The organism is Arthrobacter horti, assembly GCF_030731045.1.
In the GTDB taxonomy this organism is placed as follows: domain Bacteria; phylum Actinomycetota; class Actinomycetes; order Actinomycetales; family Micrococcaceae; genus Arthrobacter_E; species Arthrobacter_E nanjingensis.
Genome location: NZ_JAVALS010000024.1, coordinates 1 through 11,799 on the forward strand (window position 1 = coordinate 1; position 11,799 = coordinate 11,799).

Here is an 11,799-nt window from a genome sequence, read left to right on the forward strand (position 1 = left end):
GGACTCACCCGCCAACAAGCGGTGATACGCCTCCGCCCGGACCTCCCACGCGATCTTCTTCGCCACGCACACCCTCCACCATCAGGGTGTTGCGCTAACCTTCTGAACTCGCCTCGGTTTTAGGGGCGTCAGCTGTTACTTCGCGAGGAGGTGAGGAGGTGAGACTCAGCGCGAGGTGTAGTTCGGGGCCTCGACCGTCATCTGGATGTCGTGCGGGTGGCTCTCCTTGAGCCCGGCCGCGGTGATGCGGACGAACTTGCCGCGGGCCTTCAGCTCGGGGATGGTCGGGGAGCCCACGTAGAACATGGTCTGGCGCAGGCCGCCCACCAGCTGGTATGCCACAGAGGACAGCGGGCCGCGGTAGGCCACGCGGCCCTCGATGCCCTCGGGGATCAGCTTGTCGTCGCCGGAGACGTCCGCCTGGAAGTAGCGGTCCTTGGAGTACGAGGTGTTCTTGCCGCGGGTCTGCATGGCGCCCAGGGAGCCCATGCCGCGGTAGCTCTTGTACTGCTTGCCGTTGACGAAGATCAGGTCGCCCGGGGACTCCTCGCAGCCCGCCAGCAGCGAGCCGAGCATGACGGTGTCGGCGCCGGCCACGAGGGCCTTTCCGATGTCACCGGAGTACTGCAGGCCGCCGTCGGCGATCAGCGGGACGCCGGCCGGGATGGCGGCCTTGGCGGACTCGTAGATCGCGGTGATCTGCGGGACGCCGACGCCGGCCACCACACGGGTGGTGCAGATGGAGCCCGGGCCCACACCCACCTTGATGCCGTCGGCACCTGCGTCGATCAGCGCCTGAGCGCCCTCACGGGTGGCCGCCTGGCCGCCGATGATGTCCACGTGCGCCGCGGCCTTCTCCTTCTTCAAGCGGGAGATCATCTCCAGCACGCCCTGGGAGTGGCCGTTGGCCGTGTCCACGAAGAGGGCGTCCACACCGGCGTCCACCAGCGTCATGGCGCGCTCCCAGCCGTCGCCGAAGAATCCGATGGCGGCGCCGACGCGCAGGCGGCCCTCGTCGTCCTTGGTGGCCAGCGGGTACTGTTCGGCCTTGGTGAAGTCCTTGGTGGTGATGAGGCCCTGGAGGCGGCCGTCGGCGTCCACCAGCGGGAGCTTCTCGATCTTGTTCTTGGCCAGGAGGTCGGAGGCCTCTTCCCGGCTGATGCCCACGTGGCCGGTGACCAGCGGCATCTTCGTCATGATGTCGCGCACCAGACGGTTCGGGTACTCACTCTCCGGCACGAAGCGGGTGTCGCGGTTGGTGATGATGCCCAGCAGACGGTTGTCCGTGTCCACCACGGGCAGGCCGGAGACGCGGTAGCGGGCACAGAGCTGGTCCAGCTCCAGCAGCGTGGCGTCCGGGCCGATGACCAGCGGGTTGGTGATCATGCCGGATTCGCTGCGCTTGACGCGGTCCACATGGTCGGCCTGATCGGCGATGGAAAGGTTCCGGTGGATGACACCCAGGCCGCCCTGGCGCGCCATGGCGATCGCCATGCGGGACTCGGTCACGGTGTCCATGGCCGCGGAGAGCAGCGGGGTCTGCACCGTGATGCGCTTGGAGACGCGGGAGGAGGTGTCGGCGTCAGAGGGGATGACGTCCGTGTGCCCGGGGAGGAGCAGGACGTCGTCGTAGGTGAGGCCGATGAATGCGAACGGATCGTGTTCGGGGGTGGTCATGAGTGCGACTCTTTCGGGGTTACCGGGTGGGTGTGCAACAGATGACCAGCCAGTCATTACGGGTCTGGTCCGTGCGTAATGGATTTAATTCTAAACGCGCCTCCGGGTCCCCACGTTCCTCGAGAGGACCGTGATGTTCACCACGTGTAGAGGCGGGAGAACTCCGTGGCGAACGGGCCGGCGAGTGTCTCCACGAAGCTCTGCGTCATGTGGTTGGAGTCCAGGAACACGCGGACGTTGCCGACCACCGGCGGACAGCTGTCCGGCAGGCAGATGTAGTTGCTCAGATCCATGAACGAGGTGTTGGTGAACTTGCCTTCCAAGGAGGCATAGGCCGGCACGGCGGGCAGGACCTGGCTGCGTGCCAGAAGGCACTTGGGGTTGTTGCTGCCCTTGACCAGGGCGCAATCCGCCACGTTCTTGGTGGATCGCGGATTGTCCCGGATGCCCAGGAGCTGGATGCCCTGCTTCGCCAGGTCCTCCGCGGCTCCCGTGAAACCGGTGCTCACCTGTTCATCCGCGGAGTCCGGAGTGGACTGCGTGGCCATGGTGATCACCAGGTCCGGCTTGATCTGGGCGATGTACGCCTTGACGCCCTGGTTGAACTCATCGCATTCCTCATTGCCGCTGGACTCCTCCGGCGAGTATGGGCAGCCGCCCTTCACCTCCGCCACCAGGTTCCAGTTCTTGGCTGCCGCCAGCGGCTTGATGGCCGCCAGCATCTGCTGGGCGTGCGAGTGACCAACCACCAGCACGGTCTTGGTGGGCGTGCCTTCGGGCGCCTGGAAGCCGCAGTTGCGGATGGTCTCATCGCCGACGGCGGGGCGGAACTCCCCTTCGCAGGAGCCACCCAGCGTGGCCCAGTCGCTGCCCACGCGTTCCGGGCGCGGGACCACCGTGGCGGTCGCCGTAACCGCCGGACTGGGGATGTAGCCGGGGTCCAGGCTCGCGGCGCCGGGATTGGTGACCGAGGACACGCTCACCGGGGTGAGCGCCTTGGCGTTGTAGTCGGCGCGCCAGGCGGTCAGCGGGACCGCGGCGCACAGCACCAGCGCCACGGTGGCCGCCACCGTGTTACGGGTCCGGTTCTCCACCCACGCCCAGCTGCGGAGAGGCTTCTCCACATACCGCGTGGTCAGGATCGCCAGGCCCACGGAGAACAGGATGACGCCCAGGCCCAGCAGGAACCCGGCGGAGTCCTGGTCCGCCACGGCGAGCGTCAGCGTCAGGACCGGCCAGTGCCACAGGTACAGCGCGTAGGAGTTGTCGCCCAGACGGGTCAGAGCCACGGAACTGAGGATCCGGTCCACGCCCCAGCGGGATCCGGTGTCACCGGCCACGATCACCGCGGAGACCGCCAGTGTGGGCCAGAGCGCCACATATCCGGGGAACAGGCCCTGGACGTCCAGGACGAAGCCGCAGCTGAGCATGGCCGCCACGCCGGCCCAGCCCAGGATCACGCGCAGCCGCTTGGACGGCTGGAGGTATGGGAGCAGCAAGGCCAGGAGGCTGCCGAGGGCGAACTCCCACAGGCGGGAGAAGGTGTCGAAGTACGCCAGGGTCTGGTGGGATGCGGTGTACTCGACCGAGTGGAGGAACGACGCCAGGAAGATCGCGGAGAACACGGCGGTCAGGATCCAGCGGTGATTCCATCCGGTCTTGCGGGCCAGCAGTGCGCAGAGCACGAAGATCAGCGGCCACAGGATGAACACCTGCCCCTGGATGGACAGGGACCAGAAGTGCTGGAACGGGCTGGCCAGCGAATGGTCGGAGGCGTAGTAGTCCACCGACTGCGCCTGAAGGGCCCAGTTCTGCGCATAGAAGACGGACGCCAGCCCCTGTCCGATGATCTCCGCCCAGCGCGTGGCCGGGATGAGGAATCGGACCGCGATCAGCACTGAGACGATGACCAGCACGGCGGCGGGCAGCAGACGCCGGAAGACGTGCAGGTAGTGCTTGGGCAGGTTGACCTGACGGCCGTTCTCAAAGCGCCGGGTGAACTGCAGCGTCATGAGGAACGCGGAGATCAGGAGGAAGGCATCCACGCCGCCGGACACCCGTCCGAACCAGACGTGGTACGTGACGACCATGAGAACCGCCATCGCCCTCAGGCCCTGAATCTCGGGCCTGAAGGTCCGTTCCGTCGCCTCGCGGGCCGCTTGTCCGCGGGCTGGGCGGGTGTTTTCCGGTGTGCTCACTGCAGTACTCGTCATGGGTCGTTGCGTCGTATCGTCTCGTAGGCGTCAGGTCTCATTCCGTTATCTCACCGTTACATTCTATCCTGTGCTGGAGCTGTGACCCTGCCCAGGGATGGCCCGGCCGGGGTCACAGTCCCTCCCTTCAGCCGCCGTACAAGCGGGTGAAATCCCGTGCGAACGCGGTGGAGAGCGTCGTGGCGTACGTGCCGCTGAGGTGGTTCGCGTCCAGGTAGACCCGGACATTGCCGAGCACGGGCGGGCAGCTTTCCCGGAGACAGATCCGGTCCGAGAGGTCCATGAACCGCACATTGTGATGCGCGCCGTCGAGGCCGGCGTACGCGGGGGTCTTCGCCAGCACCTGGGACCGCACCAGGGCGCAGTCCGGACTGTCATCGCCCCTCTGCAGTGCGCACTCGGCCATGTTGGTGGCGGACCGGGGGTTGTCACGGATGCCCAGAACGTTCACACCCATCTCACCGAGGTCTTCCACCATGCTTTCGAACCCGCGGCCGAGCTCCTCATCCGGGGAGTCCGGGACCGATTCGGTCGCCATGGTGATGACCAGATCCGGCTTGACCTTGTCCACATAGCCGCGCACGTCCTGGTTGAAGGAATCGCATTCGTCATTCCCCGTGGGCTCCACCGGCGAGAAGGCGCAGCCTCCCCTCAGAGCGGAGACCAGGTTCCAGTTGCGCTCCTCGGCCACCGGCTTGATGGCCGCCATGATCTGCTCCGCGTGAGAGTGGCCCAGGACCATGACGGTCTTGGTCGCGGTGCCATCGGCCGGGCCCTGGAAGGCGCAGCGCTCGTTGAGGTCCTGACCGGCATCTGGCGCGAACGGCCCGTCGCACTTCCCGGCGAGGCTCACCCAGTCCTGAGCGATCTGCTCGGGCGACGGGAGCACCGGCGCATCCTCCCCCACCTGATCGATGTAGCCCGACTCCAGCGCCAGGGCGCCTGGATTGTCGCGCTCACTCGCCGTGATCGGGGCCGACAGCTTGGCGTTGTAGATCAGCTGCCAGCCGCCGAGCGGGGCGGCGGCGACGACGACGGCGGCCACGCACGCCAGCGCGGCGTGCCGGACCCGTGCGGCCGCCCAGGTCCAGCTCCGGAGCGGCTTCTCGACGAACCTGGAGCTCAGGTAGGCGAGGACGAGGGCGAGCAGGACGACGGCGACGCCGAGCCTCCCGTCCGCGTTTTCACGGTCGAAATGCGTCAGAGCCAGCACCAGGATGGGCCAGTGCCACAGGTACAGGGCGTAGGACATGCCACCCAGGGAGCGCAGAGGCCGTGAACTGAGCACCCGGTCCACACCGAAGCGGGACCCGGTGTCCCCGGCGATGATGACGGCCGCCGCGGACAACGTGGGCCACAGGGCGATCACACCGGGGAAGGCACCCTGGACGTCGACGAGGAAGCCACAGGACAGCATGGCCACGATGCCGGCCCAGCCCAGGACCACCCGGAGCGCGCGCGGCAGATTCAGGAACTTGAGGCCGAGCGCCAGCAGGGAACCGAGCGCGAACTCCCAGAGACGGGCGAAGGTGTCGAAATAGGCCTCACCCTGGCTGGTCGCGGTGTACCAGGCCGAAAACGCGAGTGAGAGCACGAAAACCGCCCCGAACACCCAGGTGAGCAGCTTCTTGTAGCCGAGCCCGCGCCGTCGTGCGATCCAGGAGGCCGCCAGGAAGATCAGCGGCCAGAGGATGAACACCTGGCCCTGGATCGACAGGGACCAGAAATGCTGCAGCGGGCTGGCCAGAGCATGATTGCCCGCATAGTAGTCCACGGCGAGGGCCTTGAGAGTCCAGTTCTCCACATAGAAGAGAGACGACCAGGCCTGCGTGATCAGCCCGCCCCACCGCGTGGCGGGAAGAAACGCCCATCCGGCCAGGATCACGGTCAGAATGACCAGCGCGGCCATCGGAAGAAGCCGCCAGAAGACGTGAAGATAGTGGCGTCCCAGGGCGGCCGGTGCGCCGCGATCATGACGCCGCACGAACTGCAGGGTCATCAGGAACGCGGAGATGAAGAGGAAGACGTCCACACCGCCGGACACCCGTCCGAACCATACGTGATAGGACACCACCATGAGGACGGCCAGTGCCCGCAACCCTTGAATCTCCGGCCTGAATGACCGGTCGCTGTTCTTCTGCCCGGCCACCGGCCGGGCAGCCGATGCGGGCTGCGAAGGTCTTTGGGGCGAGGTGCTCAGAGTCTGTTGGGACATGCCTATCCAGTGGGTCGCTTCGTGCAAGCCATCAATTCTAGCCGAGATGGCATCCCAGACTTCTCGGGGAGACCGGCCGGCCAGGGAGTCCTGCCCGCCTTCCACTACTGCGCTTTGCATAGTAGTGTCGTGTGCACAGATCCAAGGAGAGCGCATGGAATCAACGCAATTGCTCAAGGGCGTCCTGGACGTCGCGGTCCTCGCCGTGCTGAACCGCCAGGACGGCTACGGCTATGACGTGGTCCGCCGTCTCCGGGCCGCCGGCCTGGCCGAGGTCGGGGACGCCTCGGTCTACGGGACGCTGCGGCGCCTCTACAACGGGGGTGCGCTCACCAGCTATGTGGTCCCGTCCGACGGCGGGCCGCACCGCAAGTACTACGGGATCAACGCCCAGGGGAGGGCACAGCTGGAGATCCAGGCCAAGGGCTGGCGGGACTTCGCCGGCAGCATGGACCTGCTGCTCTCAGACCGGCCCCTCCCCGATCACCGCACCACCGACACCGCCCAGGAGGGGGAATGAGCATCATGGAGACCACGGGGACCCCGCCGGCCGTCAGCGACTACGCGGCGGCCGTGCGCGGCGCACTGGATGATCTGGACGCGCACGACGTCGACGAGCTCACCGGAGGTCTCGACGCCGACCTCCTGGAGCAGTACCGCGAGTCCGGGACGGTTCCAACGGAGGTCCCGGCGGCCTATGCGGCCGAACTGAGGGCGTCGGCGGGGTTCGCGGCGCGTGGCTCGGTGGCCGGGCCGGGGCGGCTGCGGTCCTGGCAGCAGGAGCTTGAGCGGAAAGCCCGCACGGTCGCGGCCAGAAATCCGGCGATCCGTGCAGCCTGGGACTTCCTGGTCCTGTTGCGCCCGCTCTGGTGGGTGCTCAGAGCATGGGTCCTGTACCAGGCTGTGGCCACCCTCCAGGGAGCCGGAGTGCCCCGTTTCGTGTTCCCGCACGGGCTGCTCACCTGGGGATTCTTCATCCTGTGCGTGCTGCTCAGCGTGGGGTGGAGCAATAGACACCTCGCGAAGGGCCCCGTACTCCCCCGGCTGCTCCGGGGATTCAATGTAGTCGCAGCCGCACTGTCCCTGCTCATGGTCCCGTGGGCCATCGCGGCGGCGAACAGGGTTCCCGAGTACACCGGCTACACCACTCCCGGAGGAATGTGCAGCCTGTATGACGGCGTGTGCCATAACGGGTCCGTGACCGGCCCCCTCTACGTGTACGGCCCAGACGGGACCCGCATCAATGACGTGAGATTCTTCGACCCCTCCGGCTCCGCGGTGCCGATCGATCTCGCACAGCCCGGGGACCCGGGACCCTGGCGGACCGCGCCCCGGAACACGGACGGGGCCTCCCCGGTCCCGGATGGTGCCGGAGGTGTATCCGGCCCCTCGACGCCGGCCCCCGCACCCAGCCTGAACGCACCTTCGCCGTCTCCCAGCGGCGCGGCGACACCTCGGCCGGCCGCGCCGACGTCGTCCGCCACCGCCCCGGCGAGCGGCCGGAAGTAGCGCCAAGACGCCGGAAGGCCCGGATCCGTTGGGGGATCCGGGCCTTCACGCCATCTGGTCGGGCCGATCTGTCGGAATGATCACCTCAGAACGACAGATCGACCCGACCAGTTGGTGACGGCGTCAGTGCTGGTGACCTGCGTGCTCGTCCTCTTCGGACGGCTTTTCGGCGACCAGGGTCTCCGTGGTCAGCACCAGGGCGGCGATGGAGGCCGCGTTGCGCAGAGCGGAACGGGTCACCTTGACCGGGTCGATGACGCCGGCCTCGATGAGGTTCTGGTACTCCCCGCTCTTGGCGTTGAAGCCGTGGTTGTTCTCCAGCTCGGCGACCTTGGAGGCCACCACGAAGCCGTCGAACCCGGCGTTCTGGGCGATCCAGCGCAGCGGCTGCACCAGGGCGCGGCGCACGATACCGACGGCGGCAGCGGCGTCACCCTGAAGGGCGGCCACCTCCGGGGACTCGTCCAGGGCCTTGAGGGCGTGCACCAGGGCGGAACCGCCGCCGGAGACGATGCCCTCTTCCAGAGCGGCACGCGTGGAGGACACGGCATCCTCGATGCGGTGCTTCTTCTCCTTCAGCTCCACCTCGGTGGCGGCGCCGACCTTGATGACACCGATGCCGCCGGCCAGCTTGGCCAGGCGCTCCTGCAGCTTCTCACGGTCCCACTCGGAGTCCGTGCGCTCCAGCTCGGCGCGCAGCTGAGCCACGCGGGACGCCACGTCCTCGGCCGTGCCGGCACCGTCCACAATGGTGGTGGAGTCCTTGGTGACGGTGATGCGGCGGGCGGTGCCGAGCACCTCGAGGCCCACCTGGTCCAGGCTGAGGCCCAGCTCCGGGGAGATGACCTGCGCACCCGTGAGGATGGCGATGTCCTGGAGCATGGCCTTGCGGCGGTCACCGAAGCCGGGAGCCTTGACGGCCACGACGTTCAGGGTGCCGCGCAGGCGGTTCACGATCAGGGTGGAGAGCGCCTCGCCGTCCACGTCCTCAGCGATCACGAACAGCGGCTTGTTGGCCTGCAGGGTCTTCTCCAGCAGGGGCAGCAGCTCCTGCAGATTGGAGATCTTGCCCTGGTTGATCAGGATGAAGGCGTCCTCCAGGACGGCCTCCTGGCGGTCCTGGTCCGTGATGAAGTACGGGGACAGGAAGCCCTTGTCGAACTGCATGCCCTCGGTGAGGACCAGCTCGGTCTGAGTGGTGGAGGATTCCTCGATGGTGATGACGCCATCCTTGCCGACCTTGCCGAAGGCCTCGGCGAGCAGCTCGCCGACCTCTTCGGACTGGGCGGAGATGGTGGCGACGTTGGCCACCTGGTTGCCCTCGACCTCGCGGGCGTTCTCCAGCAGGCGGGCGGCGACGGCCTCGACCGCCACCTCGATGCCGCGCTTGATCTCGCCCGGGGCGGCGCCGGCGGCCACGTTGCGGAGGCCTTCCTTGACCAGGGCCTGGGCCAGCACGGTGGCGGTGGTGGTGCCGTCACCGGCGACGTCGTTGGTCTTGGTGGCGACTTCCTTGGCCAGCTGAGCGCCGAGGTTCTCGTACGGATCGTCCAGCTCGACCTCACGGGCGATCGTCACGCCGTCGTTCGTGATGGTGGGGGCGCCCCACTTCTTGTCGAGCACCACGTTGCGGCCGCGCGGGCCGAGGGTCACCTTGACGGTGTTGGCGAGCTTGTCGATGCCGGCCTCAAGGGCGCGACGGGCAGCGTCGTCAAAGGCAAGTTGCTTTGCCATGTGTGTCCTTTCAAAAACGCATCCCCGTGACCTGACCCCGGGTCCCGGGCGGCACGGGGATGCGTGTCACGCTGAAGAGTTACTTGACGATGATCGCCAGGACGTCGCGGGAGGACAGCACCAGGTACTCCTCACCGCCGGCCTTGACTTCGGTGCCACCGTACTTGGAGTACAGGACGACGTCGCCCTCGGCGACATCGATCGGCACGCGGTTGCCATTGTCATCGACGCGGCCGGGGCCAACAGCGACGACTTCGCCTTCCTGCGGCTTCTCCTGGGCGGAGTCCGGGATGACCAGGCCGGAGGCGGTGGTCACCTCAGCGGCGAGCTGGCGGATGACAATACGATCCTCAAGGGGCTTGATGGAGACCGACACTCGGATCTCTCCTTTGCAATGAGATTTCAGAAGTATTCAGCCTGGGAGCCAACCGTCGTCGCGGGTGCCGGCAGCAACCTTGGGCTTTAGCACCCGAAGGGTTCGAGTGCTAACACAAACTGTAGGGGCGGCTTAGCACTCGGTCAAGGTGAGTGCCAGCGTTCCGTCATCGGTGAACACGCACGACGACGGCGGCAGGCGGGTCAGGCGGCCGCCTGACTACCCCAGCATGTCCTCGACGCCGACGTCGCCGTCGTCGTCCTGCTGCTGGGCGGCGCGGGCGTCCCGGTTGAGATACAGGCCCACCGCGCCCAGCGCGGCGAACACGGCGGCGAACACCATGACCACGATGGCACCGCCGCGGGCCGGGCCGTACATGTCACGGAGGGACCTGGCCTCATCCGTGGCGTCGCTGATGTTCTTGCCGTCCACGGAGTACACGGCGGCGTTGAACGTGTCCAGGATCCACAGGACGCCCAGGACCACGAGCGCCACGAGCAGCACCACCACACCCACCGCCAGGAGTGCCCTGGAATACTCCCCCAGCAGCGCGATGAAGACCTTCCGCGAACTCGATGCGGACCGGGCCGGTTTCTGGGCACTCATACTGTTCAGCCTAGTGCTTCCGGCCGTCCGCCGCCGGAACGCCGCCGCCGCGTAGGCTTGAGATCATGCCTGCCGCCGTGAGCCAGATCGCCCCGCTCCTGACCCCGGAGGCGTTCGCCCTCCTCAACGCCCTGGAGCCGTATTCGGAACAGGACTCCCTGGCCATGAACCTGCGCCTGCGCAAGGATGGGCACGCCCCTGAGCTGGTGTCCGCGCTCCTGACACAGAGCCGTCTGCGGGCCAAGGCCACGGCGAAGTTCGGCGAGTTCGCGCAGGACATGCTGTTCACCCAGGCCGGCCTGGAGCAGGCGACCCGTCTCTCTGTCGCCGCCCTGCACGCCGAACGCTATCTGCGCGCCGGCGTGTCGCGCGTGATCGACCTGGGCTGCGGCCTCGGTGCCGACTCGCTCGCCATCGCCTCGCTCGGCGTGTCGGTGACCGCCGTCGAGCGTGACGAGGAGACAGCCGCCTGCGCGGCCGTCAATTTGCGCCCCTTCCCCGAGGCGGAGGTGGTGCAGGCCGATGCCACCACCCTGGACCTCGCGCCCTTCGACGGCGTGTGGCTGGACCCCGCGCGCCGCGAAGTCTCGTCGTCCGGTTCAGCACGGCTCTGGGATCCTGAGGCGTTCTCGCCTCCCCTGTCCTTTGTGGAGGGTCTTGCGGCTCAGAGCAAGGCGGTCGGCGTGAAATTCGGCCCCGGCATGCCGCACGAGTCCATCCCGGGCGGCTGCGAGGCGCAGTGGGTGTCCGTGGACGGCGATGTCACGGAGGTGGCCCTCTGGTTCAACGCCCTGGCCCGCCCGGGCGTCCGCCGAGCGGCCCTGGTCACCGGGGCCACCGGATCCGCGGAGCTGACCTCCGCCGCCGGATTCGGGGAAAGCCCGGAGGCGCAGAGCGGTCCCGTGGAGGGGTACCTGCACGAGCCTGACGGCGCCGTGATCCGTGCCGGGCTCGTGTCCGATCTGGCAGAGCGGATCGGCGCGCACTTCCTGGACCCGCACATCGCCTATCTGTGCAGCCCGGATCCCGTGGACTCCCCGTTCGCGCGGAGCTACCGGATCCTGCAGACCATGCCCTACAACGTGAAGGCCCTGCGTGCCTGGGCGAAGGCGCAGGAGCTGGGCAGCGTGGAGATCAAGAAGCGCGGCACGGCCGTGACGCCGGAGGAACTGCGCCGCCGGATCCTTCCCGGCAAGGCCCGCAAGGGTGGCGCCCACGCCACCCTTGTCCTCACCCGGATCGGCGACGACCGCGTGGTCCTGGTGGTGGAGCCGCTCGGCCGGGGCTGACGCAGCGCTTCATATCCCCCGCTCCTCCGCGAAGTGACAGCTCACGCCCCTAAAGCACGGGCGGTTTCAAGGGGTTAGCGCAACACTGTCGATCAGTTGGGTCAGTCTTTCACGTGGGGTGTCCCAGTGGAGGGTTTTGCGGGGCCGGATGTTCAACAGCCGTTCGGTCTCGGCGAGTTG

Annotated in this window: 9 protein-coding genes; 3 read left to right on the forward strand and 6 right to left on the reverse strand. The window is 67.5% G+C overall.

Going from position 1 to position 11,799, the window contains the following annotated elements:
• Positions 1–165 precede the first annotated feature (165 nt).
• The 3 genes from guaB to Q9R02_RS16380 all read right to left on the reverse strand — a co-directional run bounded on the left by guaB (position 166) and on the right by Q9R02_RS16380 (position 5,988).
• Positions 166–1,677, reverse strand: coding sequence for an IMP dehydrogenase (guaB, locus tag Q9R02_RS16370; protein WP_305997777.1), 1,512 nt, complete (start codon positions 1,675–1,677; stop codon positions 166–168).
• A 137-nt stretch (positions 1,678–1,814) separates the two neighbouring features.
• Positions 1,815–3,890 (reverse strand): acyltransferase family protein, encoded by a 2,076-nt coding sequence (locus tag Q9R02_RS16375; protein ID WP_305997778.1) that lies wholly within the window; start codon positions 3,888–3,890, stop codon positions 1,815–1,817.
• A 127-nt stretch (positions 3,891–4,017) separates the two neighbouring features.
• Positions 4,018–5,988, reverse strand: coding sequence for an acyltransferase family protein (locus Q9R02_RS16380; RefSeq protein WP_342006946.1), 1,971 nt, complete (start codon positions 5,986–5,988; stop codon positions 4,018–4,020).
• Between the two features lie 271 nt (positions 5,989–6,259).
• Here Q9R02_RS16380 and Q9R02_RS16385 point away from each other — a divergent pair, with 271 nt between their 5' ends.
• The gene (locus tag Q9R02_RS16385) at positions 6,260–6,625 is read left to right on the forward strand and encodes a PadR family transcriptional regulator (RefSeq protein ID WP_305997780.1); all 366 of its coding nucleotides are present in this window, start codon (positions 6,260–6,262) and stop codon (positions 6,623–6,625) included.
• Complete coding sequence (locus Q9R02_RS16390) at positions 6,622–7,614, forward strand: hypothetical protein (RefSeq protein WP_305997781.1); 993 nt, start codon at positions 6,622–6,624, stop codon at positions 7,612–7,614. The genes Q9R02_RS16385 and Q9R02_RS16390 overlap by 4 nt, the downstream gene beginning before the upstream one ends.
• A 123-nt stretch (positions 7,615–7,737) precedes the next feature.
• Here Q9R02_RS16390 and groL read toward each other — a convergent pair whose 3' ends face one another.
• From groL to Q9R02_RS16405, 3 genes are all read right to left on the reverse strand, one after another.
• Complete coding sequence (gene groL, locus Q9R02_RS16395) at positions 7,738–9,348, reverse strand: chaperonin GroEL (RefSeq protein ID WP_305997782.1); 1,611 nt, start codon at positions 9,346–9,348, stop codon at positions 7,738–7,740.
• A 79-nt stretch (positions 9,349–9,427) separates the two neighbouring features.
• Positions 9,428–9,724: a co-chaperone GroES gene (groES, locus tag Q9R02_RS16400; protein ID WP_305997783.1), complete on the reverse strand. Its 297-nt coding sequence runs from the start codon at positions 9,722–9,724 to the stop codon at positions 9,428–9,430.
• Between the two features lie 219 nt (positions 9,725–9,943).
• Positions 9,944–10,330: a hypothetical protein gene (locus Q9R02_RS16405; RefSeq protein ID WP_305997784.1), complete on the reverse strand. Its 387-nt coding sequence runs from the start codon at positions 10,328–10,330 to the stop codon at positions 9,944–9,946.
• 65 nt (positions 10,331–10,395) lie between these two features.
• Here Q9R02_RS16405 and Q9R02_RS16410 point away from each other — a divergent pair, with 65 nt between their 5' ends.
• Entirely contained in the window at positions 10,396–11,619 is a 1,224-nt protein-coding gene (locus Q9R02_RS16410) for a class I SAM-dependent methyltransferase (protein ID WP_305997785.1), read from the forward strand.
• The last annotated feature ends 180 nt before the right edge of the window (positions 11,620–11,799 follow it).

Coding starts and splice junctions, on each gene's coding strand:
- guaB (WP_305997777.1), bottom strand. CDS start 1,677: ATGACCACCCCCGAACACGATCCGTTCGCATTCATCGGCCTCACCTAC.
- Q9R02_RS16375 (WP_305997778.1), bottom strand. CDS start 3,890: ATGACGAGTACTGCAGTGAGCACACCGGAAAACACCCGCCCAGCCCGC.
- Q9R02_RS16385 (WP_305997780.1), top strand. CDS start 6,260: ATGGAATCAACGCAATTGCTCAAGGGCGTCCTGGACGTCGCGGTCCTC.
- Q9R02_RS16390 (WP_305997781.1), top strand. CDS start 6,622: ATGAGCATCATGGAGACCACGGGGACCCCGCCGGCCGTCAGCGACTAC.
- groL (WP_305997782.1), bottom strand. CDS start 9,348: ATGGCAAAGCAACTTGCCTTTGACGACGCTGCCCGTCGCGCCCTTGAG.
- Q9R02_RS16405 (WP_305997784.1), bottom strand. CDS start 10,330: ATGAGTGCCCAGAAACCGGCCCGGTCCGCATCGAGTTCGCGGAAGGTC.
- Q9R02_RS16410 (WP_305997785.1), top strand. CDS start 10,396: ATGCCTGCCGCCGTGAGCCAGATCGCCCCGCTCCTGACCCCGGAGGCG.